Source organism: Roseobacter fucihabitans (assembly GCF_014337925.2).
Taxonomy (GTDB): Bacteria; Pseudomonadota; Alphaproteobacteria; order Rhodobacterales; family Rhodobacteraceae; genus Roseobacter; species Roseobacter fucihabitans.
The window spans coordinates 3450196-3473774 of record NZ_CP143423.1; the positions used below are offsets into that span (position 1 = coordinate 3450196).

The window sequence follows — 23579 nt, forward strand, 5'->3', positions numbered from 1 at the left end:
AAAAGAGAATACTATACTAGTGTTTTTTGGGACTTATAGTCTCAATAAATGACATTCAGGGAGGAATGTATGACAATTCAAAATAAACTAGCGGGCATTTCGCGCCGCGATCTTTTCAAGGTCGCAGGTCGATATGGCCTGAGCTCGACGCTGTTGGCAGCGGGCGGCTTCGGCGGTGCGATGAGCCTTGCAAACCTGGCGAGTGCCGCCGAATCAACATACGAAAAGCGCTTTGCCAAAGAGCCGAAATTCATGTTGAAATTCGGGGCATCGGGCTTCAACGCGCGTAACCTTTTGATCGAACGCGCTGGCGCGTTGGAATTTGCACGGGACCTGGAAAGCCGCACAGACGGCGAGATCCGTGTTGAATTCATTGGTGACAACCAGATCTGTGGACAGACATCCTGCGTTGAGAAAACACAGCAGGGCATCGTGGATATCTATGCGGCCTCCACACAGAACTCCGCCGGTGGTGCGCCTTATCTGAACGTTCTGGATTATGCGTATATGTTCCGGAACCGTGCGGATCAGTACCACTTCATGTATTCGCCAGCGTCCCAGCGCTTGCTGCGTGAGCCCTATGAAAAGCGGCACGGTCTGAAATTCCTGTTCACCCATTGCGAACTTCGCGGTATCCAATTGGGCCTGAACTTTGAAGACAAGCCCACCGTGACCTCCATCGACGAGCTTGCAGGCACCAAAAACCGCGTAACAGGTACGCAACTTGGCCGAATCGCCATGGAAGCGCTGAACCTGAACCCGGTTCCGGTTGCCTGGGAAGAAACGCTTGATGGTCTGAAGCAGGGCCTGATTGATGGCGCGGAAACATGGGCCTCTGCGGTTGCCTATGCGAATATGTCACCGGTTGTATCCCAGTCGGTTCACCTGAACTTCTTCTGCGGCACTGAGCACACGGCCATGTCAGCGTCGGTGTTTGATAGCCTTGGTGGTGAATTGCAGGATGCTGTGATGGAATCTGCCTATCTGGCACAGGTCCACGTGCAGGCCGCAAACGAAGTTGCTTTGATCAACACGGTTGGTCAATCCGATCCGCAGCTTCCAGGCACGATTTTTGCGCAAAACAACGTGCGCAACGCGTTCTTGTCGGATGCAGAGATCAAGAAAGCCGAAGAAATGTGCTCGCCAGAGTATCAACCACAACTGTGGGAGCAATGGCGCGAGCGGCTTAACGGCTGGTCCGGTGGGTTGGACACCTATCAGGAAATCTATGACGAAGTCCGCACAATCGACGGCAACACATTGCCAGAGAATGTTGAACCACGCCGGTGGTGGAAAGCCTAAATCGGGCTTTCGGACAGGAAGAGATTGGGCCGATCCGAAGAGGAGTTCGGGTCGGCCCTTGTGATCTCATCAAGACCGCCTCAAAGTGGCGGCAATCAAAACATGGGGGGAGACCTATATGTCCATAGTGGCTGAAGCGGTGGCCGTTATCGGTGCCATATTCTCGGGCAGTTCGTGGGAAATGAGGAGCGCGTTTGACACGAATGGCATGTGGCTGTTTTGTTTCTTCGCAACGCTGATCTGCGGTTATCTGGCACATCTATTTTACAACTACGTGCCTTTCGCCGAGCGACACCTTGAGCGCGGTCTTTCCGTTATTGTTTACCTCATCATTGCAGCGATCATCTGCTGGGGCGTCATCGATCGCTTTATCTTCTCGCACCAATGGTCCGGGTCGACGACGATCCCTCCGTTCCTCTTTATGGTCATGGCCTGGTTTGCGTGTTCCTATAACGTCAAACTGCGCACACACCTGAGCTTCAGCGAATTTCGCGCGAAAATGTCGCCAACCGGGCAGATGGCGACGCTAACCATGGATTCTCTTCTGTGGCTGGGCTTCTGCTGGATCGCGATTACCACATCATTGCGTTTCACCGCCCTCTCCGCCGACAACTTCCAACTGGTCGACGGCGTCGATGACGTCATGAAATGGTGGTTTTATATCACCGTCCCAATCGCTTTCACCCTGATGGCCGGTCGCGTCATAGGGAACTGGCTGGAAGATTGGAACAATTACCGGTCTGGCGATCAGATCATCAAACAAGCAGTTATCGGCGGAGATGTATAATGTCGGACGGATCCTGGATTACACTTATTTCGCTGGCCGTAACGGTCCTCTTTATGCTCGGCACGCCGGTTTTGCTCGTCATCTTCTATTGGGTGATCGGGTGCAGCTTTGTCATTGATCTACCGCTGGCCAATACCGGCAATGAATTGATCAACGTCTTCAGCAAGGGCTTTGCGCTGCTGGCCATGCCCCTCTTCATTCTGACCGGGGACCTGATCAACCAATCGGGCATCGCGCGACGATTATCGAATTTCGCCTATTCGCTGCTGGGCTGGCTCCGGGGCGGATTGGCGATGGCTTCTATCGCTGCCTGTGGCCTCTTTGCGGCGATCTCGGGCTCCAACTCGGCAACAACCGCCACCATTGGCTCAATGCTGCACCCCGAAATGGTCAAAGGCAACTATGACGAACGCTTCTCCGCCGCCACGGCTGCGGCGGGGGGTACGGTGGGGATCATCATTCCGCCTTCAATCATCTTCATCGTTTACGGCTTCCTGATGAACCTGCCGATTTCGGAACTGTTCATCGCCGGTATCGTGCCCGGAACGCTCATGGTTCTGGCTATGATGACGGTCGCTTTCGTGGTCTGCACCATCAACGGCTGGGGTATCCTGATTGCGCTGTCGTTCCAGCGGGTTGTCAAAACCGCTTTTGGGGCCTGGTTGGGTTTCTTTGCAATCGGCCTGGTGCTCTGGGGCATCTACACGGGTAAGTTCTCTCCAACAGAGGCCGCCGGCATCACCGTAGGGTTCTGTGTGTTCGTCGGATTGCTGTGCTATCCGCTGAACAAACTCATGGGCAGCGACCGCGACACGCCCGTCGAAGACAAGAGCATGTTGTCAATGTTCGTGGTGGAAGGCTTCACATTGCCAAGCGTACCTTCCATCGTGTCGCGCTCCGCTCAGATCACCGGTATTCTGGTCCCTCTGATTGCGGTATCGGTGGCGATGCAACAGGTGCTCTCCTCCTTGGGTGCCAAGGAATACATCGGTGATTTCGTGATCGGCATGGGCGGCTATTATGCGGTTCTGTTCACGGCGATGGCCATCGTCTTCGTCACTGGCATGATCCTGGAGTCCCTGCCGGTCACGATCATTCTGGCACCGATCCTGGCACCAATCGCTGTGTCGGTTGGCATGGACCCGATCCACTTTGCTGTCGTCTTCCTTGTGGGCGCTTCGATCGGCTTCATCACGCCGCCTTATGGTTTGAACCTATATGTGGCATCCGGGGTCACAGGCGTGCCTTATTTCCGCCTGTTGCGCTATTCCACCATGTATCTGTTTGCGCTGATGGCGGTATGGATTATGGTCGCATTGGTGCCAAATCTGGCTCTTATGCTGCTGCCAACCTCATAGAAACCTGGGTATGCCGGACGACTTTGTACATGAAAGACAGGACCAGATACCGACCAATTTGCGGTTGCTGGTCCTGCTTGAGGAAGTTGCAAAAGCCGGCGTACCCGTCACGCCATCCTCGCTCAAGGATGTTCTGAACCTGCCAAAACCCACGCTGCACCGTCTGTTTAATACCGCCGAGGCGGCCGGGTTTTTGCAACGCGATATCGACGGGCGCTCTTATGGACCCGGACCGCGCTTGCGCAAACTCTCGCTCAATACTGTCTCATCGCAACGGCTGCGCACGGTACGTCTGGCCATTTTGCGCAGCGTTGCGGAAAAGATCGGAGAGACCTGCAATATCGCCACGCCCGACCGGGAAGGGATGGTCTATCTGGACCGGGTCGAAACCCATTGGCCGCTGCGCATCCAGATGCCCATCGGCACGCAGGTCCCGTTTTATTGCACCGCGAGCGGTAAAATGTATCTCTCCTCCCTGCGGCCAGCCTATTTTGATCGCTACCTCGCTACCGCATTGCTCGAAAGACAAACCCCCGGCACGATCACGGACAAAAGCAAGCTCAAGGCCGAAATAGAAAAGATCCGTAAACGCGGTTATGCCACCGATGACGAAGAATTCATGGAAGGCATGACAGCGCTCGCTGTGCCGATCTTTGATGATCGCAAAAGGGTCGTCTCGACCCTATCGGTACATTCCCCCTTGCAGCGGCGCGACCTCGCAGATCTCAAAAAAGACGTCGATACGTTGAAGGCTGCGGCGCGGGAGCTTACGACCCTGATCAACAGTTGATCAAATCAGACCCTGTGGCATCTAGAAATGGATAAGGGGCATAGTATCGCGTTCGCACAGCTTCATAGGTCGGGCTTGATCCGATTTTTGAAAACACTGCCGCTATTACCTGAGACTTTGGGCGCGTGGTGTTTTTTCGAAAATATGATCTGCCCCCCCGAGGCTCCCTCATTCATAACGAGAGTTTGCGGTCGTACTCGTCGTCGTCGGTTTGGGCAAGCGCGTCGTGCGCGGAGCCCTCAAATTGCTCAAGCGCCCGGCGCGCTTCTGCCGGCGTTTGGTTCTCCAGCGATGAATGCGGTCTGACGTTATTATAATCGTATCGCCAGAGGGCCAGCTTTCGACGGGCATCATCCAAGGTGTCGAAGATCTCCTCATTCAGCAGTTCGTCTCGCAGGCTCCCATTGAAGCTTTCGATGAAGGCATTCTGCGTCGGCTTGCCCGGGTCGATGTAATGCCAATCCACGTCGTTATCACCGGCCCGTTTCAGGATCGCACGACTGGTAAATTCCGTGCCGTTATCACTGACGATACAGGCGGGCTTTCCATAGACGCGCACAAGCGCATCAAGCTCGCGTGCCACCCTCGCACCAGTGATACTGGTATCAGCCATCCGTTGCCCGGCAGGCGATTTGGCAAAGCCAAACCTGCCGGGAGGAGGCACAGGTTCTCGCGGCAGCAGTCGTTGTTCATGGCTAACATACGGAACTTGCGCCCCTCTCATGCATGTAAACATGCATTGCCGGGCAATGGACGCACCAAACGTGTCAGACACAAAGTCCAGCGATCAGCGTTCACCAGGACGTAACGCAACAGGCATCGGTATTCCTGATCCTCGCGCTCGTTTGCGGCCTCGGCGCCGCCTGACGCCCAGCTTTTCCTCGGTGTAGAGACGATACAGCTTCTTGTGCCCTCTCATGCATGTAAACATGCACTGCCGGGTGACAGTATCATAATCATGCCTTTGCGTTCCAACAGCACGCCGATCCGGCCCCTCTCATCGATACTGCGTATCGACTGCCGGGCAGTGGGCGGTTTGTCGCGCCGGATGGTCTTGGGGCCGACACCCGTTGGCGGGCAACACATGCTTGCATGTGTGAGAGGGACAAGCCTGCACGCCCGACGTTGCGAGATATCATGATCTCCCATCGCCTTGCGTGCCGCAGCCCGTCGCACATGCGTTCGCCATCGTGCTCGAACCAATGGCGCATCAATGGCTCACCGTCAGTTCTTTCCCAGCAAATCTTTCAACATGACGTTGTTGAGCATCGTGTCCGCCAGAAGACGCTTCAGCTTGGCGCTCTTGTCCTCCAGCGATTTGAGGCGGTGGGTGTCAGAAACGTTCACCCTCGGGACATCGCTGCGCGATACCCTGCCGTGCAACGCATGCCGCCGTATTTTGCTTTGAATTTGCAGAACGATGCATTGGCTCAGACCATGTCTGCGACACACCTCTGCCGTCGGCATCCCAGCTTCCTGTTCTTTGATCATCCCGATAATCCGGGCCTCGGTAAAACAACTCTGTCGCATTTGTCTGCTCCTTCAAAGGCTGAGCAAACCCTACATCAAACTGAGGGAAGTTTCGGGGGGGGGGGGGGGGCAGGGCAAACGTTTTTAGCCCGATCGGTCTCAGATGGGCTTTGAGAAAGCCATCTCGATCATTGGCCGTCAGGGTATTGTGCAGCAATGTCCCGAGAGGTGGGGTTGAGGTCGCGGGAGTAGGGCGGCAAGAACAGGAACCAGCACGCGCTTTCTTAACGCCTGCGCTGCGCGGGGGCTTTTGTGGGTGGAAAGATTGCCCCTTGCCCGGCAGTTGATTGCAAAGCAATTAAGGAGAGGAGAGAATGGCTACCGTTCCGGGTTCCAACGCAGGTGTCGAAGGCGCGCCCGTCCAGTGCACCCGTGATCACCCACGGCGCGATCAGCGCAGCCCGGCGATGAAAGTCTGCGTACCCCGTTTTCCAAAGGGCGCGGTGCCAAGGAGGCGCTCGCCTATAGGTGCCCGTCCGCACAGCCGCGTGACATTGGTTTTTACGGCTGTCTCATCCACTGGCCGTCAGGGTATTGCGCAGCAATGTCCCCAGAAGCAATAAAGACCAGTCTGTGTGGCTCCTGGCGCATGCGCGGCTGGCGGTGGTTGATCCACCCCCGCCTTGCCCTGCGCAGGGCAGGCCGATTACGTTCCCGTGCGATAAGTCCTTTTTTCATATAAGAACCCGGCGCGTACCAAGGCGCGGTGAATTGATGAGAGGTGAACAGATACGCCAGACGTGTCTTCCAGCGCGCCGGATAGTTCATGCAATGTTATGTCTGGTTCGGCACGGATAACCCCGATTAAGAAATCCTTATACGGTGCCAGCTGGCCAAATCGGCCCACCGGCCTGCCCTGTGGTCTGGGCGTGACGTCGCGCCGCTCTCGTTTGTCCGCAGCATAACGCACCCCCGTTGCCGCACTGACACCAAAAATACGCCCTGCTGCACGACAAAAGATCCCAGCAGCAACATACCCGCAAATCCGGTGCCGAAGATCTAAAGAAAGAGGTTTGCCCATCATCCACCTCCACACTGAAAATGAAGCAGACAAAGACTCCTTTGGGAAACACAAATCAATTCAGATTAAACGCAAACCGCTTTAAGGTTCGTTTGGGCTGGCATGTTCGGCGCGATATCCTTATGGCAAGCCTTATAAACAATGCGGACGTGGTGGAATCGGTAGACACAAGAGACTTTTCTTAAGCATTATGTTGATCCACCCTTGGTACGCTCTCCCTGATTGCGAGAGTTCACAAATTCGGGTTTCCAGTTTTCCATCCAAAACGCATGATTCAAACAAACGACACAACTGAATGAAGGCAGGGCTGCAACCTACGCTCGGAGCACCCTTTCGACCTTGCCGTATTCGCGCAAAACCTCTCGTCAATAGTACCGAACATCATACCTAATCCGCCAGTACGCAAAGCGTTCGTTACATGCGATCTGCGCAGACAGCGCGCCGGTGGAATCCGGCGCGCTTTATTTCTTGCGACCTGGCCATGTCAGAGTACGGGCAAAGCCATTATTTCAGATCAAAACGATCCGCATTCATGACCTTTGTCCATGCTGCCACAAAATCCCTCAGGAAAGTCTGCTGTGAATCGTCGCTGGCATAGACCTCGCTGATCGCGCGCAGCTGTGAATTCGACCCGAACACCAGATCGACCCCGGTTGCGGTCCACTTCGCGGTACCGGTGGTACGGTCGCGCCCCTCATAGAGGGTATCGTCCGAGGTTGTCCATTCCGTGGAGATGTCCAGCAAATTGACGAAAAACGCGTTGGACAAGGTTTGGGGCTGGTCCGTCAGCACCCCCTCCGGCGCATCGCCCACATTTGCGCCAAGAACGCGCAGTCCGCCGACCAGAACGGTCATTTCAGGTGCCGTGAGACCCAGAAGGTTCGCACGCTCCACCATCATTTCTGCGGGGGCAAGCAGATTGCCAGTCCCAACGTAGTTACGGAACCCGTCGGCTTTCGGTTCCAGAGGTGCAAATGACTCCGCGTCCGTCTGCTCAGCCGTCGCATCTGTCCGGCCTGCGGCAAAGGGCACGGACACATCATTACCCGCCTGTTTTGCCGCCGCTTCGATTGCCGCGCTGCCTCCCAGAACGATCACATCGGCCAGCGAGACTTTTTTGCCGCCTGATTGCGCCGCATTGAAGGCGTGTTGCACGTTTTTCAGCGTGGATAGCACCGACGCAAGCTGATCCGGCTCATTCACCGCCCAGCCGTTTTGCGGGGCCAGCGCAATGCGCGCGCCATTGGCACCACCGCGCATGTCCGTGCCGCGATAGGTGGCCGCAGACGCCCAGGCCGTGCGCACCAATTGTGCGACTGACAGACCACTGTCGAGGATCTTGCCCTTGAGCTCAGCCACATCCTGATCATTGATCAGATCATGATCCGCACGCGGCACCGGATCCTGCCAGATCAATTCCTCCGAAGGCACCAGCGGTCCGAGACCCCGCACATAGGGGCCCATGTCGCGGTGGGTCAGCTTGTACCAGGCGCGCGCAAAAGCATCCGCGAATTCCTGCGGATGCTCGTGGAACCGCTTGGAGATTTTCGCATAGGCCGGATCGACCCGGAGCGCCAGATCGGAGGTCAGCATCATGGGCGCGTGGCGCTTGGAGGGATCATGCGCGTCCGGCACGGTGCCTTGGGCATCCGCGCTTGTCGGTGTCCATTGATGCGCGCCTGCGGGGCTCTTGGTCAGCTCCCATTCGTAGTTGAACAGGTTGTCAAAGTAGTTGTTGTCCCACTTCGCAGGCTCCGTCGTCCAGGCACCCTCAAGGCCGCTTGAGATCGTATGTGCGCCGTGACCTGTGCCGAAGGTATTCTTCCAGCCCAGACCCATTTCCTGCATTGTTGCCCCTTCGGGCTCGCGACCGACGTATTCGTTTGGATCCGCCGCACCATGCGTTTTGCCAAAGGTATGACCGCCCGCGATCAGCGCCACGGTTTCCGCGTCATCCATCGCCATGCGCGCGAAAGTATCGCGGATGTCATGGGCGGAGGCTTGCGGGTCCGGGTTGCCGTTTGGACCTTCGGGGTTGACGTAGATCAGGCCCATCTGAACCGCGCCGAGGTCGCCCTCAAGCTCGCGCTCACCGCTATAGCGTTGATCGCCCAGCCATTCGGTTTCGGGACCCCAGTAGATATCCTCTTCCGGCTCCCAGATATCGGCACGGCCACCGGCAAAGCCGAATGTTTCAAAACCCATTGATTCCAGCGCGCAGTTCCCGGTCAGGATCAGCAAATCCGCCCAGGAGAGTTTGCGGCCATATTTCTGCTTGATCGGCCAAAGCAGGGCACGCGCCTTGTCCAGGTTAACGTTATCAGGCCAGCTGTTGAGCGGGGCGAAACGCTGCGCCCCCGAACCCGCACCGCCACGCCCGTCGCCAATGCGGTAGGTGCCCGCACTATGCCAGGCCATGCGGACAAAAAACGGGCCGTAATGGCCGTAATCCGCGGGCCACCATTCCTTGCTGTCCGTCATCAACGCATAGAGATCCTGGCGCACCGCGTCGAGATCCAGTGTCTTGAATTCCTCGCGGTAATCAAAATCCTCGCTCATCGGATTGGCCAGCGCAGAATTCTGGTGCAAAACCTTCAGGTTCAGCTGGTTGGGCCACCAACGCTGGTTGGCTGTACTGCCCTTGGCCGTGTGCTTTTGCACGCCGCCAACTACTGGGCATTTACCGCCCTGTCCGCCATCAGATCCGTCCATTGTTCTCTCCGATCATGGTATGAGGTTTCACAAAATTCCCGTGGGTAAAAAGCAGTCAGAACCGGTCATAAAAACTGCAAATTCATTCCATTTTGCAACCGACACCGCCGACTCCCTTTCCCGTCCTGAGAGAGGTGTAGCAAAACCTTAGAATAGTTTTAAGTTGAATCTTCTGATGAAGGCGATAAGAAAAAATGATGAATAACCTAACGCTCAAACAGTTACGCTATTTCGAGGCGCTCGCGTTGCAAGGCCATTTCGGTCGTGCATCCGAAGCCTGCAATATCTCGCAACCCGCCTTGTCGATGCAGATCAAGGACCTCGAGGAAACTCTTGGCACGCCGCTGTTTGAGCGCAGCCCCCGGCAAGTGCGCCTGACCGGATTTGGAGAGGATTTTGCCGGGCGTGCGCGGGACATCCTGCGCGCGGTTGATGAATTGGGCGACATGGCGCGCGCCTCCCAAAACGGTCTCGCCGGGCGGCTGCGGATCGGGATCATCCCGACCATAGCGCCCTATTTGTTGCCCCGCTTGATCGGAAACCTCAGCCGCCTTTACGGTGAACTGGACATCCACGTGCGCGAAACCATGACCCCAAAACTGTTGAGCGAATTGGCTGAGGGCCGCCTTGATACGGCGATCCTGGCGCTCCCCATATCCGAACCCTCCTTCACCGAAATTCCGCTCTTTGAGGAGAATTTTGTGCTGATCCGGCCCGATACGGACGCGGGCAAACCGATACCGGATCGCGACATGTTGCAGGAAATGCGCCTGCTTCTGCTGGAAGAAGGCCATTGTTTCCGCGATCAGGCGCTGTCGTTTTGCAACCTGCAAACGGCGCTGCCGCGCGAGGGGCTGGATGGCAGTTCGCTCTCCACGCTGGTACAGATGGTGGGGGCGGGCATTGGCGTCACGCTATTGCCTGAAATGGCCCTGCCGGTGGAAACACGCTCCGCTGCGGTCTGTGTGGCACGCTTCCCGCACCCTCAACCCGCCCGCCAGATCGGTATGATCTGGCGCAAGACCAGCCCGCTGGCCAAACAGTTGATGCAGATCGCCGAGGTCGTGAAGAGCTGTGCGGAGGCTCCTCACCGCCCCTGAGTGTTAACCGCACCGCGCGCTGCTTTAAGTGCGCTGCAATGGATTTGACGCAATTTACGGTCTGATCAAAATTTCTCAGGGAAATCCAATGGCCGATACCTCCAGCAGCCTGTCTTTGCCGTTCATTCAACCAAGCCAGGCCCAAAAGCACGTCACCCATAACGAAGCCTTGCGCATATTGGACGTCGTCACCCAACTTGCGGTTCTGTCAGATGATCTGGCGGCTCCCCCCGCCACCCCCACGGAGGGGGATCGCTATATTGTGGATGACGTGGCCACAGGCGCATGGGCAACCCACGAAGGCGATGTGGCGCTCTATGAAAACGGCGCCTGGCAGTTTTTCACGCCAAATGCGGGATGGCGCGCCTTTGTCATGGGGCGCGAGGCGCTGATTGTGCATGACGGAGCGGAATGGATCGACCTGGACGACGCCGAGGTGCAGGACATCGAAGCCTTTGGTTTGGGCATGACCTCCCTGCCCTCCACACCCTTCGCGGCCAAACTGAATGCCGCGCTCTGGACCGGCCTCTACCTCGGCGACGGGGGCAACGGCAGCATGATCACCACCCTCAACAAGGAAGCCACGCCCGATGACACCGGTTTCGTGTTTCAGCAGGATTTCGGCACGCGCGCCCTGTTCGGGTTGTTCGGCAGCGACGACCTGCGCCTTTCAACCTCTGCGGATGGGGTGAGTTTCAACGATGGGTTCATTGTGGATGCCGCCAGCGGCGTGGTGGATCAACCCAACCTGCCGCGCTTCAAGGGGATCAGCAATTTTGACAATTATGTCGCTGCGGATACCTGGACGAAAATCGCGATCAACCAGACCGAATTCAATGATCAGAGCAGCTTTGACACAGCCACGAACAGCTTTATCGCCCCTGTTGCGGGCACCTATTTCTTTGGCGCGGCGCTGACTTTCAAGCAGAACACCTCCGATCAGGCCCGCATGGGCGCGCAGCTTGTGGTGAACGGCACCGATGTGATCACCGGTGCGTTGGGAGAAATTACCGGAGCACATGTCTCCGAGCAAACCACGCTCAACATTCAGGGCATGGTGCTGCTTGCGGCCGGGGACACGGTAGAGCTTCAGGGCCGTTTGCGGGATTTCGACGGCTATTTCCTGGCCGATCAGACGAGCTTTTGGGGCTTCAAGGTCGGCTGATACGCCGGATTTAACAGCGGAAGCTGGCCTGACGCACGTCGGGCCAGCCCCAACACGACCCTGCCCCTTCCAACGCCGCACCAGCGATGCGCCCGGTTTTACTCAGGTCCCGCCCTCTCACGACGCTGTAACCTCCCCCTTGCCTAATCACGCGCAAAAAGGCACCAAGAGCCCGCACCGCTCATGCGCCTTGGAGGACCAGATGCAGCTTCGCTCAAACCACCATTACCCTTCGCGCCGATCTCCCGTGGCAGCCGATAATATGGTCGCAACCTCGCACCCTTTGGCGACTCAGGCCGGGCTGTCAATGCTGGCGCGCGGTGGCAATGCGGTGGATGCGGCCCTGGCCGCCGCGATCACACTCACGGTGGTCGAGCCTTCGGGCAATGGCATAGGCTCGGACGCATTCGCGATTCTATGGGATGGTCAGGAATTGCACGGGTTGAACGCCTCGGGCCGCTCTCCAGCAGGCTGGACGCCAGAGCGTTTTGCCGCACACACCGACATGCCTTTCAGAGGTTGGGAAAGCGTCACTGTGCCCGGCGCGGTGTCGGCTTGGGTGGATCTTTCCGAGCGTTTCGGCAAGCTGGATTTCGCGATGCTTTTCGAGCCCGCAATCCGCTATGCGGAAAACGGCTTTCCGGTCTCCCCCATCATTGCCACGCTTTGGGCGCGCGCCGCGGAACAGTTGGGCGATCAGCCCGGATTTGCCGAAACCTTCCTGCCCAAGGGACGCGCCCCGCGCGCAGGTGAATACTTTACCAGCCCCGGATACGCGCGCAGCCTGCGATTGATCGCCGAAACCAAGGGACGTGCCTTTTATCACGGTGAAATCGCCGAAAAGATCGTCGCTTTCGCGCAAAAGCATGATGCCGCTTTGAGCATGGATGATATGGCCGGGCATCAAAACGATTGGTGCGGCACGATCTCGAAATCCTTCGATGATGTGACCCTGCATGAAATTCCTCCAAACGGACAGGGGATCGCGGCGCTCATGGGTCTGGGTATCCTCGGCCAGACCGATATCCGGGACATGGACGCGGATGATCCACGCGCGATGCACTTGCAGATTGAGGCGATGAAACTGGCGCTGCGCGATGCTGAGGCCTATGTCGCCGACCTTGATCATATGGCGAACATCACCGTCGAGGATATGCTCGATGACGGCTATCTGGCCGCGCGGGCGCGTGAGATTGACCCCAATCGCGCAATCAACTTTGGGGCGGGCGCACCGAAACAGGGCGGAACGGTTTACCTCACGGCGGCGGATGCCTCAGGTATGATGGTGTCGTTTATCCAATCCAACTACGCGGGCTTCGGCTCGGGCGTGGTGGTCCCCGGCACGGGTGTGTCGTTGCAAAACCGTGGCGCGGGCTTTGTGCTGGACCCGAGCCATCAAAACTGCGTCGCACCGCGCAAACGCCCGTTTCACACGATCATCCCCGGCTTTCTGATGGGGTCGGACGGGCCCTTGATGAGTTTCGGCGTCATGGGCGGCCCGATGCAAGCGCAGGGACATGTTCAGATGGTGCTGCGCACGCAGCTTTTCGGGCAAGACCCGCAGATGGCCGTGGATGCGCCGCGCTGGCGCGTCACCGATGGGTTGGGCGTGGCCTGCGAGACGAGCCTGCCGGTGGCAACGCTGGAGGCCCTGCGCGCGCTGGGGCATGATCTGTCGCTCGAGCCACCGGACAACGCTTTCGGCTTTGGCGGTGCGCAATTGATCGCGCGCCTGCCCGGACGCGGCTATGTCGCCGGATCGGACCCGCGCAAGGATGGGGCGGCAATCGGCTTCTGAGGCGGGAGGCCACCTGCCCGCCTTTACAGCGTTTCATGCAACCCCAGGGAGCATTTCGGGCAGGGTGCCGCTTTGGTCCTTGACCAAGTGGTAAATTCTTGTGCTTGATTGCGCAAACAACTGGGGGACGTCCAAATGACGACACATAACCGTATCAATCGCCGCCGCTTCATGACCACCACTGCGGGGTCCGCGCTGATGATCAGCGCACTGGGTACATCGCGCGCCTTTGCCGCCGATCCGATCAAGACCGCCGGTATTTACACCGTACCGGTCGAACAACAATGGGTCAGCCGCATCCACAAGGCCGCCCTGACCGCGCAGGAACGCGGTGATATTGACTACACCTTCTCCGAAAACGTCTCCAACACGGATTACGCGCGGGTGCTGCGCGAATATGCCGAGGCCGGTAACACGCTGATCATCGGTGAGGTGTTTGGGGCCGAGCAGGAAGCGCGCGAGGTTGCCGCCGAATACCCCAACGTGGCTTTCCTCATGGGCTCGAGCTTCAAGGAAGACGCAGCCCTGCCGAATTTCGCGGTGTTTGACAATTATATCCAGGACGCTTCTTACTTATCAGGCCTCATTGCGGGCTCCATGACCACGAGCGGCAATATCGGCATGGTCGGTGGCTTCCCGATCCCCGAAGTGAACCGGCTGATGCACGCCTTCATGGCGGGCGCGCTGGAAGTGAACCCCGACATCTCGTTTCAGGTCAGCTTCATCGGCAGCTGGTTTGATCCGCCCAAAGCCAAGGAAACCGCCTTTGCGATGATCGAAAACGGTGCGGACGTGCTTTATGCGGAACGGTTCGGCGTATCGGATGCCGCCAAAGAGCAAGGCATTCTGGCCATCGGCAACGTCATTGATACGCAAAGCGATTATCCCGATACGGTCGTCGCCTCCGCCATCTGGCATTTTGAACCCACGTTGGACAAAGCCATAGCCGAAGTGCAGGCGGGTACCTTCACAGCGGCGGATTATGGCGTATATTCCTTCATGAAGGAAGGCGGCACATCGCTTGCACCGCTCGGCACATTTGAGGGCAAGGTCCCCGCGGAGGTGATGGCGCTTGTGGCCAAACGCACCGAGGAAATCAAATCCGGTGCTTTCACGGTCACGATCAACGACGAAGAACCCAAATCGTCCTGATCTGACATGGAACGGGACGCGGTTCTGCGCCTGAACGGCATAACCAAGAGGTTCGGCAAGCTGGTGGCGAATGACGCGATCAGCTTGACCCTGAACCGGGGTGAGGTCGTCGCCCTTCTTGGCGAAAACGGCGCGGGCAAGACCACATTGATGAACATCCTGTTCGGCCAATATACGGCGGACGCCGGGAGCGTGGAGGTGTTTGGCGACACCTTGCCACCGGGCAATCCGCGTGCGGCGATCGATGCCGGTGTGGGCATGGTGCATCAGCATTTCACGCTGGCCGGGAACATGAGCGTGCTGGAAAATATCACGCTGGGGGTGCAGCCGCTCTTTGCGCTGCGTTCCGGTACATCGGCGGCGCGGGCACGCATTCTCGATCTGTCGGAACGGTTCCAACTCAAGATAGACCCGGATGCGCGCGTCGCCACCCTGTCGGTGGGAGAACGTCAACGGGTCGAGATTCTCAAGGCGCTCTACCGCGATGTGAAAATCCTGATCCTCGATGAACCCACCGCCGTTTTGACACCGCAGGAAACCGATGATCTTTTCGCGACCCTGCGCAAGGCTATCGGCAACGGGCTGTCGATCATTTTCATCTCCCACAAGCTGCATGAGGTCATGGCGATTTCGAACCGCGCGGTGGTGTTGCGCCATGGCAAACTCGTCGGCGAGGTCGCCACCAAGGCCACCGATCCAAAGGCGATGTCCGCGATGATGATGGGGACTAGCACCGCGCCCCCGCAGATCGCGCCCGCGACCCCAGGTGCCGTTTTGATGCATATGGACCGGGTGAGCACGCCCGATATCGGCAACGCGCCGGGGTTAAAATCCGTCTCTCTCTCCTTGCGCGCGGGTCAGATCACGGGGCTTGCGGGCGTGTCCGGCAATGGGCAGGCGGCGCTGGCCGATCTGGTCGGCGGGATGACCCGCCCGGCATCCGGCACATTGACGTTGAACGGGGAACAACCGCCCCGCTGGAGCGCGCGGGACGCGGTGGCCAAAGGTGTGGCGCGCATCCCCGAAGACCGGCACAAGACCGGCACCATCGCAGATTTCGACCTGACCGAAAACGCGATACTGGAACGGTATAATACCTCCGATTTCAGCGCATTCGGCTGGCTCAACTGGCGCGCTGCGCGTCTCTATGCCAATGGAATCATTAATAAATACGACGTGCGCTGCCCCGGTGCGGACACCCGTATCCGCCTGCTGTCAGGTGGCAATATGCAAAAACTGATCCTGGGTCGCGTGTTGGAGGCCGCACCGCAGATCATCCTGGCCAATCAACCCGTGCGCGGCCTTGATATCGGGGCCGTCAACTATGTGCACAGCCAGCTTCTGGCCGCGCGTGATCATGGCGCGGCGGTCCTGCTTATCTCGGAAGACCTCGATGAAATCATGGCGCTTTGCGATGTGATCCATGTGATTGCTGATGGGCGCTTGTCGCCCGAATTTGCGCGTGGCGAGATGACCCCGCCCGAATTGGGCATCTGGATGGCCGGCCAAGGGTTCGAGGAGACCGCCCATGCGTCTTGAACCCATCGCCAACCCCACATTGCCACGCCGCCTAGGCCTGCCCGCGCTCGCCATCGTCGCCACCGTGGTGATCGCATCGCTGCTGGCCATGATCGCCGGGGGCAATCCATTTTCTGTCCTTGGCCTCATCCTTGACGGTGCTTTCGGCTCCAAATTCGCGATCCTCGAAACGCTTAACCGCGCAACCCCGCTGATTTTCACCGGTCTGGCCGCCGCCGTCGCCTTTCGCGCCAAATTCTGGAACATCGGGGCCGAGGCGCAACTCTATGCGGGCGCTCTGATCACCGTGGTTCTGGGCACCGGGCTGCTCGCCTGGCCCAGCCCGCTCCTGCTCCCGCTGCTTGCGCTCAGTGCCGTGATAGCGGGCGCCATACTGCTCCTCATCCCGGCCCTGCTGAAAACCCGCTTCGGCGTGGATGAGGTCGTCACGACCTTGCTGTTCAATTTCATCTTCCTGCTCTTCATCTCGATGCTGCTCGAAGGCCCGCTCAAGGATCCGATGGGCATGGGCTGGCCCAAATCCGCCCGCGTGTTGCCCGAGGCGCGCCTGCCCCGCATCGTCGAAGGGCTGCGCCTTCACTGGGGCTTTGGTCTCGCGATCCTATCGGCGATCGCCATCTGGGTCATCCAGACCCGCACCACTCTGGGCTATGAGATGCGCGCTGTTGGCAACAATCCCGAAGCCGCGCGTTTTGCCGGTATCCCGGTCAATGCTGTGCTGATGAAAACCGCGCTGCTCTCGGGCGGGCTTGCGGCACTCGCAGGGTTTTCCGAGGTCGCGGGGCTCAAGGGCAGCCTCACCCTCGATCTGTCGCCGGGCTTTGGATATACGGGCATCATCGTGGCCATGCTGGCGCTGCTCAATCCCATTGGCGTCATCTTCGCTGCGCTCTTTGTGGCGGGCATTTTCGTGGGTGCGGACAGTATGAGCCGGGCCGCAAATGTGCCGACCTATCTGGCGGATATCATGCTGGCCACCGCCCTTCTCCTGATGGTGCTGGCGATCATGCTGAGCCGGTTTCGCGTGGTGAGGGACTGAGATGGAAATCCTCGACATCCTCCTTTCCGCCAGCTTCTGGGCCGCTGCGATCCGCATTGCCAGCCCGCTGATCTTCGCCACGCTGGGCGAATTGATCTGCGAACGCGCGGGCGTGCTTAACCTCGGCATCGAGGGCATCATGGTCGCGGGTGCCTTTGCCGGGTGGATGGCCGTCTATTCCGGCACCGGGCTGTGGATGGGCATCGGTGTGGCCATGGCGGTTGGGATGCTCTTTGGCCTGCTGCATTCCACGCTGACGGTCCCCTTTGGCCTCTCGCAACATGTGGTCGGCCTCGGCGTCACGCTGCTGGCGACCTCCGCGACCTATTACGCCTACCGCCTTGCCCTGCCCGAAGTCACAAGCCCGCCCAAGATCGAGGCCTTTCAGCCCTATGCGATCCCTGGCCTGTCCGACCTGCCCCTGATCGGCCCCGCGCTGTTCCATCAAACACCCCTGACCTATGCGGCTTTTCTGCTGGTCCTAATAGTCAGCTTCACGCTCTATCGTACGCCCCTTGGCCTCGCGGTACGCGCAGCGGGTGAAAACCCCTCTGCCGTCGCCGCTCAAGGCCTCTCCGTCACCGCGATCCGCATCGGCGCGGTCATTGTCGGCAGCGGTTTCATGGCCGTAGGCGGGGCGTTCCTGACCATGTCCGCCTTTGACAGCTTCTTCTTTGAAATGGTCAATGGGCGTGGCTGGATCTGCATCGCTCTGGTGGTTTTCGGGGCCTGGCGACCGGGCAAGGCGCTCCTCGGCGCGGTGCTCTTTGCGGCCTTTGACGCGTTGCAAATCCGCGTGCAACAGACCAGCCTCGGCACTGCTGTCCCCTATCAAATTTTCCTGATGGCCCCCTATGTCCTCTCCATTTTGGCCCTGGTTCTGGTGTCGCGCCGCGCCGAGGTTCCCGCCGCCCTGATGGTGCCGTTCAACAAAGGAGAACGCTGATGTTCGATCTGATCATCAAGGGGGGCACGCTGACCACCGGTGCACGTACCGATATCGGCATCAAGCGTGATAAGATCGCCGCCATCGACAACCTCTCCGAGGCCGAAGCCGGGCAGGTCATCGACGCCACCGACGATCTGGTCAGCCCCCCCTTTGTCGATCCGCATTTCCACATGGATGCGACGCTCTCTTATGGCCTGCCGCGCATCAACGCGTCGGGCACCCTGCTCGAAGGGATCGGCCTTTGGGGCGAGTTGAAACAGGTCATGACCCATGAAGACGTCGTCGCGCGCGCGCTCGAGTATTGCGATTGGGCGGCCAGCATGGGTCTGCTGGCGATCCGCAGCCATGTGGACACCTGCGATGATCGTCTGCTGGGCGTCGAGGCGCTCTTGGAGGTGCGCGAAAAGGTCAAGGGTTACATTGACCTACAACTTGTTGCCTTCCCGCAGGACGGGTTTTACCGCGACCCGACCGCGCGCGACAATACCATCCGCGCGCTGGATAGGGGCGTCGATGTGGTTGGTGGCATCCCGCATTTCGAACGCACCATGGCGGATGGCGCGGCATCGGTGCGCGAGCTTTGCGAAATCGCCGCCACGCGCGGCCTTCAGGTCGATATGCATTGCGACGAAACCGATGATCCCATGTCGCGCCACATCGAAACGCTGGCCTATGAGACGCAACGGCTTGGTTTGCAGGGCCGCGTGACTGGCTCGCACCTGACCTCCATGCATTCGATGGATAATTATTATGTCTCCAAACTGCTGCCGCTGATCGCGGAGGCCGGGATTAACGCCATCCCAAACCCGTTGATCAATATCATGCTTCAGGGGCGTCATGACACCTTTCCCAAGCGCCGCGGTCTGACGCGTGTAAAAGAAATGCAGGCCCTGGGCATCAACGTCGGCTGGGGGCAGGATTGCGTGCTCGATCCCTGGTATTCGCTTGGGACCGGCGACATGCTGGATGTGGCCTTCATGGGATTGCACGTGGCGCAGATGACCAGCCCCGAAGAGATGCGCCGTTGCTTTGACATGGTGACGATCAATAACGCCAAGACAATGGGCTTGCAGGGTTATGGGCTGCATGTGGGCGCGCAGGCGTCACTGGTGGTTCTGGACGCACAGGACCCGATCCAAGCGCTGCGATTGCGGGCAAACCGCCTGTGCGTGATCGCCAAAGGCAAGGTGATCAGCCAGACGCCAAGAGGGGACGCCACCCTTTGTCTGCCCGGACGCCCGGCGCAGATGCGCAGGCGGCTTGCAAGATGATCCCGACCCGGCACGTGTTTGCGCATGACCCAAATGCTCCCTCCCAAACCTGCCCATCTTTGATCTAAGACAAGGCGCGCGCGCTGCCATACCGCTAGTTTTGTGCCCATCAGAGCGACCGGTTGGGCGCGGCATTCGACAGGGTTTTCCCGCCTAAACACGCTCCCGACAAACAGGAGACAGCCATGTCCGTTCTACTAGTCTATGCCACCGTCGAAGGCCAAACCGGGAAAATCGCGCAGGTCATCGAAACGCAACTCCGCGACGCTTCCTGTGATGTCACACTTGCCGACACGGAACAAAGAACCGCGCAGGTCTCTTTTGACGGTATCAAAAAGGTGATCCTGGCGGCCCCCGTGCATGAGCGCAGACACCCGGAGACGTTTGAGGTTTTTCTTGCGGCCCACCGCGCGGAATTGAATGACTGCGATACCTTGCTGCTTTCGGTCAGCTTGAGCGCAGCGTTCAAGGAGTGTCTGGCTGAGGCTGGTGAATACGTCACTGAATTGAAAATGCGCACGAAATTCACGCCAAACGCAGAAATGCTGGTGGCCGGGGCTGTGAGATCGCACCACTATGATTACTATGCGATGCAGGTGCTCAGACATGTCGTGCTGCGCGGCAAGGATTATGACCCATCCGTGGACGAACAGGAGTTTACCGACTGGGCGGCCTTGACGAAAGAGGTGGCGCGTTTTGTCCAGATTGATGTGCCTGTGCAATAAGCCCTGCGCCATCTGCAACCCCACGTGCCAACCGACGGCAGTGCCTCAGGATCACTTGCGCCAAAATCGGTTTATCGGGCCGACAGAATGGCGGAAAATGTGATCCGGGCCTTGATGCATCTGCCATTGTAATGACGCCGGACGATCCCAGAACCCTGATTGGCGATGACAGGTGCCTCTGCGCGTTCGTGCTGCCCCCAGGCAAGCTGCTCCCGACAGATCCCGAACACGGTGTGCCAGGTGTGAGAAAATCGCGGCATTACGACCACCGGTTCACTCTTTGTTCAATCCCAAGCTGTAACTACGACGCACCAATCACACTTAGACTGGGGTGACCAAACCGAAGGCGGACGGATGCAACTCTCTGAAATCTTACAAGATTTCTTAGCGCTAACGCAGGATGCGGTGTGTATCGGCTTTCGGAGACCCGACGAGCCGACAGCTGAGTTGGTGTATGTAAACGACGGATTTTGCGAGCTTTTCGGCTACAGCCGGGAAGACCTGATCGGGAAACCCGTTAATATCATACATGATCCGGATCAATGGGATGAATACGTCGCAAGCATTGCGCCGAAATTCGCATCCGGTGCGAAGCATTTTCGTCAAAATGCACGCTGCCTACACAGCGAAGGACACACATTCTGGACCACCATGTCGTTTTTCGTCGTCGAGGATGAGGACAAGGGAGGGCGGTACAGCTGCGCGGTCTTCCACAACATCAGCGACCTTGTGGACCGCGAACGGGAAGCCGAACGCGCCCTGGCCGAACGCAGCCAATTGCTTGTAGAAAAAGACCGCACTTACAGTGAGTTGCTGGACACACAGACCCGGCTGCTATCAGCGATGAATGCCTATCCGTCACCCTTCGTCATCTACGACAAGGATATGAGACTGGTGGTTTGCAACACCGCCTACCAGCAATCAATGTCAACGCGACCTGATGCCATCAAGCCCGGTATGCATGTGCGCGACGCTATGAATGAGGCTTTCGACAGTGGCCGCATGATTATTCCACCTGAGGGACGCGAAAAATTTCTGGACAAATTGCTAAGCTCTAACCGCGTTGTACTTTTGAACGAACAGCTCGAACTTGCCGGTGACATCCATCACAAAGTGTTGCGCAGCAAGGCAAAAAACGGCGACTGGGTCATCATTCGCCTCGATATCACCGAACTTGTGCGCCAAAAGCGCCACGCCGAGGAGACCCAGGCGCGCCTCTTGTCAGCGATCGGTGCCTACCCCGCACCCTTCTGCATTTATGACGATAAACTGAACCTTGTCGTTTGGAACGCGGAATACGCCGCCGCGCTGACGGAGGATCCCCACGACTTACAGGCCGGGATGTCCCTGACAGATACGATGCGGGTCGGGCTTTCCAACGACCGCTTCCCGGAAGCCCGGGGCCGAGAGGAGGCGTGGCTGGCGCAATTCGTGAAATCGCGCGAGGACACCCTGCTTGTTGAGGATATGGAACTTGACGGCGATCGCCATCATAGGGTCTTGCGTTCCTATTCCTCCAATGGTGACCTCGTTGTGGTGCGTCTTGATACAACCGAATTGGTGCGTCAGCGCCGTGATCTGGAAATGACACAAAGCCGTCTGGTATCGGCGATCAACGCCTTCCCGGACCCCTTTGCCATTTACGACCGCGATTTGAACCTGCTGACCTGGAACCCTGCTTTCGTGTCGACATTGACCGATAATCCAGCCGACGTTTGGGTCGGAATGAACGTTGATGATGTCCTGCGCCTGGCGGTGAACAACGGACATATTCCTGCGGCAAAGGGTCGGGAAAATGACTGGATAAGTGAATATAACACCCCTGAAATGCCATCTAAAAAGATGGAAGAACTCGAATTTGACAACGACATGCATTATCGCATCATCCGATCTCGCTCCGAAAATGGCGAAGTCGTCGTGCTGCGGCTGAACATTACCGAATCCGTGCGCCAGCGACGCGCTCTTGAAAAATATGCAAAGCGTCTCGAAGAGGCAAACCAGCAGATCACACATAAGGCCTTGCATGATCAATTGACCGGACTGGGCAACCGGCGTTTCTTGTCGGAAAAATTCGAGGAGCTCTCGCGCAGGCGTAAAATCGAAGGCGGCGAACTTGCCGCGTTACATATCGATCTGGATCGTTTCAAACAAATCAATGATACCATCGGTCATGCGGCTGGCGACCACGTCTTGATTGATGTGGCGGACCGCATTCGTGCCAATGTCGGGCCACAGGACGTCGTGGCGCGGATCGGTGGCGATGAATTCGTAATCCTGCTATGGTTGCCGGGTGAAAGCGACCGGCCGCAAAAAATGGCGGACGCGCTGCTGGAGGATCTGTTCCAACCCTCCTTTTTTCGCGACCGCAAATGCCGCTTTGGCGCGTCCATCGGGATATCGCAAACCCCCCTTGCCGAGGAATCCGATCTGCTGACGAATTCCGATGTGGCGCTCTATAAGGCAAAGCGCGCCGGACGCGGTCAGGTCGCGGTTTTCAGCCAATCCGATATCGAAGAAATGCGACGCACGAAGGCTTTGGCGGATGATATCATGCGCGCGCTCGAAGATTCTGAATTCCTGCCTTATTACCAACCACAGATCGCGGCGAATACGGGCGAGGTTGTTGGCATCGAAGCCCTGGCCCGTTGGAAACACCCCACGAAGGGCATATTGGCACCGGATCATTTCCTTCCGGTTGCCTCAGATTTGAACGTGGTGGCAGACATTGACCAGGTGATATTTGAAAAGGCCATTGCGGAATGTGAGGGGGCCTTCTCAGATCTAAAACACCTGCCAAGCCTTTCTTTCAACGTCAGCGCAAAGCGCATTCAATTCGAAGAAATTACCAAAATCGGACGTATTGCGGCCTCTTATTCCGGTGAAGTTGCCTTTGAATTGCTGGAAACGATCTTTCTTGAAGAGGAAAGCGATGCCTTCATGATGCAGTTGGATTTGCTGCGCGATATGGGCATTACACTTGAAGTCGATGACTTCGGCAGCGGGCGCGCCTCCATTGTCGCGCTTCAGAAAATCGCACCGGACCGGCTCAAGATCGACCGCCGTCTGATCGTCCCGATCGAGGAGGGCAACAGTGCCGCGCGTCTTGTCAAATCTATCATCGAAATTGGCGTTGCCCTGGGCATCGATATTACGGCCGAAGGTGTGGAAACCAAAGAGCAGGCGCGTATTCTGACTGAACTGGGGGCGGAAAGACTACAGGGGTATTATTTTTCACGCCCCCTCAATTTGCCGGACCTATGTACCTATCTGCAAGAGGGGCTCGATTTGCGTGTGATCGGATGGAAATAGGCAGGCACATATCGGCCGACCCCTCAGCACGA

15 protein-coding genes and 1 pseudogene are annotated in these 23579 nt (G+C 58.0%); 14 read left to right on the forward strand and 2 right to left on the reverse strand.

The window, feature by feature from the left end; translation table 11 throughout:
- Window positions 1–69: 69 nt before the first annotated feature.
- The 4 genes from ROLI_RS17015 (at window position 70) to ROLI_RS17030 (ending at window position 4237) form a co-directional block, all read left to right on the forward strand.
- Complete coding sequence (locus tag ROLI_RS17015; RefSeq protein ID WP_187431061.1) at window positions 70–1302, forward strand: TRAP transporter substrate-binding protein; 1233 nt, start codon at window positions 70–72, stop codon at window positions 1300–1302.
- A 118-nt stretch (window positions 1303–1420) separates the two neighbouring features.
- Window positions 1421–2089, forward strand: a complete 669-nt coding sequence (locus tag ROLI_RS17020; RefSeq protein ID WP_187431062.1) for a TRAP transporter small permease — start codon at window positions 1421–1423, stop codon at window positions 2087–2089.
- Window positions 2089–3447 carry a TRAP transporter large permease gene (locus ROLI_RS17025; protein ID WP_187431063.1) on the forward strand — a complete coding sequence of 453 codons (1359 nt, stop codon included), beginning with the start codon at window positions 2089–2091 and terminating at the stop codon, window positions 3445–3447. Before ROLI_RS17020 ends, ROLI_RS17025 begins: the two co-directional genes overlap by 1 nt.
- Before the next feature lie 10 nt (window positions 3448–3457).
- The gene (locus ROLI_RS17030; RefSeq protein WP_187431064.1) at window positions 3458–4237 is read left to right on the forward strand and encodes an IclR family transcriptional regulator; all 780 of its coding nucleotides are present in this window, start codon (window positions 3458–3460) and stop codon (window positions 4235–4237) included.
- Between the two features lie 172 nt (window positions 4238–4409).
- On the opposite strand, the pseudogene ROLI_RS17035 reads toward ROLI_RS17030, so the two are convergent.
- Window positions 4410–5767, reverse strand: a pseudogene (locus ROLI_RS17035) (integrase core domain-containing protein).
- A 1525-nt stretch (window positions 5768–7292) separates the two neighbouring features.
- Window positions 7293–9500: a catalase/peroxidase HPI gene (gene katG, locus ROLI_RS17040; RefSeq protein WP_187431106.1), complete on the reverse strand. Its 2208-nt coding sequence runs from the start codon at window positions 9498–9500 to the stop codon at window positions 7293–7295.
- Window positions 9501–9697: 197 nt separating this feature from the next.
- Here katG and ROLI_RS17045 point away from each other — a divergent pair, with 197 nt between their 5' ends.
- The 10 genes from ROLI_RS17045 (at window position 9698) to ROLI_RS17090 (ending at window position 23547) form a co-directional block, all read left to right on the forward strand.
- Entirely contained in the window at window positions 9698–10600 is a 903-nt protein-coding gene (locus tag ROLI_RS17045; protein WP_187431145.1) for a hydrogen peroxide-inducible genes activator, read from the forward strand.
- 88 nt (window positions 10601–10688) lie between these two features.
- Window positions 10689–11765: a DUF2793 domain-containing protein gene (locus tag ROLI_RS17050; RefSeq protein ID WP_187431107.1), complete on the forward strand. Its 1077-nt coding sequence runs from the start codon at window positions 10689–10691 to the stop codon at window positions 11763–11765.
- A gap of 202 nt (window positions 11766–11967) precedes the next feature.
- On the forward strand, window positions 11968–13563 hold the full coding sequence (locus tag ROLI_RS17055; RefSeq protein WP_187431108.1) for a gamma-glutamyltransferase family protein: 1596 nt from the start codon (window positions 11968–11970) through the stop codon (window positions 13561–13563).
- 135 nt (window positions 13564–13698) lie between these two features.
- Complete coding sequence (locus ROLI_RS17060) at window positions 13699–14715, forward strand: BMP family protein (RefSeq protein ID WP_187431109.1); 1017 nt, start codon at window positions 13699–13701, stop codon at window positions 14713–14715.
- 6 nt (window positions 14716–14721) lie between these two features.
- The gene (locus ROLI_RS17065; protein WP_187431110.1) at window positions 14722–16254 is read left to right on the forward strand and encodes an ABC transporter ATP-binding protein; all 1533 of its coding nucleotides are present in this window, start codon (window positions 14722–14724) and stop codon (window positions 16252–16254) included.
- The gene (locus ROLI_RS17070; RefSeq protein ID WP_187431111.1) at window positions 16244–17293 is read left to right on the forward strand and encodes an ABC transporter permease; all 1050 of its coding nucleotides are present in this window, start codon (window positions 16244–16246) and stop codon (window positions 17291–17293) included. Before ROLI_RS17065 ends, ROLI_RS17070 begins: the two co-directional genes overlap by 11 nt.
- 1 nt (window position 17294) lies before the next feature.
- The gene (locus ROLI_RS17075; protein WP_187431112.1) at window positions 17295–18239 is read left to right on the forward strand and encodes an ABC transporter permease; all 945 of its coding nucleotides are present in this window, start codon (window positions 17295–17297) and stop codon (window positions 18237–18239) included.
- Window positions 18239–19513, forward strand: a complete 1275-nt coding sequence (locus tag ROLI_RS17080; protein ID WP_187431113.1) for an amidohydrolase family protein — start codon at window positions 18239–18241, stop codon at window positions 19511–19513. The genes ROLI_RS17075 and ROLI_RS17080 overlap by 1 nt, the downstream gene beginning before the upstream one ends.
- Window positions 19514–19698: 185 nt before the next feature.
- Complete coding sequence (locus tag ROLI_RS17085; protein WP_187431114.1) at window positions 19699–20238, forward strand: flavodoxin domain-containing protein; 540 nt, start codon at window positions 19699–19701, stop codon at window positions 20236–20238.
- Between the two features lie 354 nt (window positions 20239–20592).
- The gene (locus ROLI_RS17090) at window positions 20593–23547 is read left to right on the forward strand and encodes an EAL domain-containing protein (RefSeq protein ID WP_187431115.1); all 2955 of its coding nucleotides are present in this window, start codon (window positions 20593–20595) and stop codon (window positions 23545–23547) included.
- Window positions 23548–23579 lie beyond the last annotated feature (32 nt).

Excerpts from the sequence above, each read along its gene's own strand:
- ROLI_RS17015 (WP_187431061.1), top strand. The coding sequence starts at position 70 with ATGACAATTCAAAATAAACTAGCGGGCATTTCGCGCCGCGATCTTTTC.
- ROLI_RS17020 (WP_187431062.1), top strand. The coding sequence starts at position 1,421 with ATGTCCATAGTGGCTGAAGCGGTGGCCGTTATCGGTGCCATATTCTCG.
- ROLI_RS17025 (WP_187431063.1), top strand. The coding sequence starts at position 2,089 with ATGTCGGACGGATCCTGGATTACACTTATTTCGCTGGCCGTAACGGTC.
- ROLI_RS17030 (WP_187431064.1), top strand. The coding sequence starts at position 3,458 with ATGCCGGACGACTTTGTACATGAAAGACAGGACCAGATACCGACCAAT.
- katG (WP_187431106.1), bottom strand. The coding sequence starts at position 9,500 with ATGGACGGATCTGATGGCGGACAGGGCGGTAAATGCCCAGTAGTTGGC.
- ROLI_RS17045 (WP_187431145.1), top strand. The coding sequence starts at position 9,698 with ATGAATAACCTAACGCTCAAACAGTTACGCTATTTCGAGGCGCTCGCG.
- ROLI_RS17050 (WP_187431107.1), top strand. The coding sequence starts at position 10,689 with ATGGCCGATACCTCCAGCAGCCTGTCTTTGCCGTTCATTCAACCAAGC.
- ROLI_RS17055 (WP_187431108.1), top strand. The coding sequence starts at position 11,968 with ATGCAGCTTCGCTCAAACCACCATTACCCTTCGCGCCGATCTCCCGTG.
- ROLI_RS17060 (WP_187431109.1), top strand. The coding sequence starts at position 13,699 with ATGACGACACATAACCGTATCAATCGCCGCCGCTTCATGACCACCACT.
- ROLI_RS17065 (WP_187431110.1), top strand. The coding sequence starts at position 14,722 with ATGGAACGGGACGCGGTTCTGCGCCTGAACGGCATAACCAAGAGGTTC.
- ROLI_RS17070 (WP_187431111.1), top strand. The coding sequence starts at position 16,244 with ATGCGTCTTGAACCCATCGCCAACCCCACATTGCCACGCCGCCTAGGC.
- ROLI_RS17075 (WP_187431112.1), top strand. The coding sequence starts at position 17,295 with ATGGAAATCCTCGACATCCTCCTTTCCGCCAGCTTCTGGGCCGCTGCG.
- ROLI_RS17080 (WP_187431113.1), top strand. The coding sequence starts at position 18,239 with ATGTTCGATCTGATCATCAAGGGGGGCACGCTGACCACCGGTGCACGT.
- ROLI_RS17085 (WP_187431114.1), top strand. The coding sequence starts at position 19,699 with ATGTCCGTTCTACTAGTCTATGCCACCGTCGAAGGCCAAACCGGGAAA.
- ROLI_RS17090 (WP_187431115.1), top strand. The coding sequence starts at position 20,593 with ATGCAACTCTCTGAAATCTTACAAGATTTCTTAGCGCTAACGCAGGAT.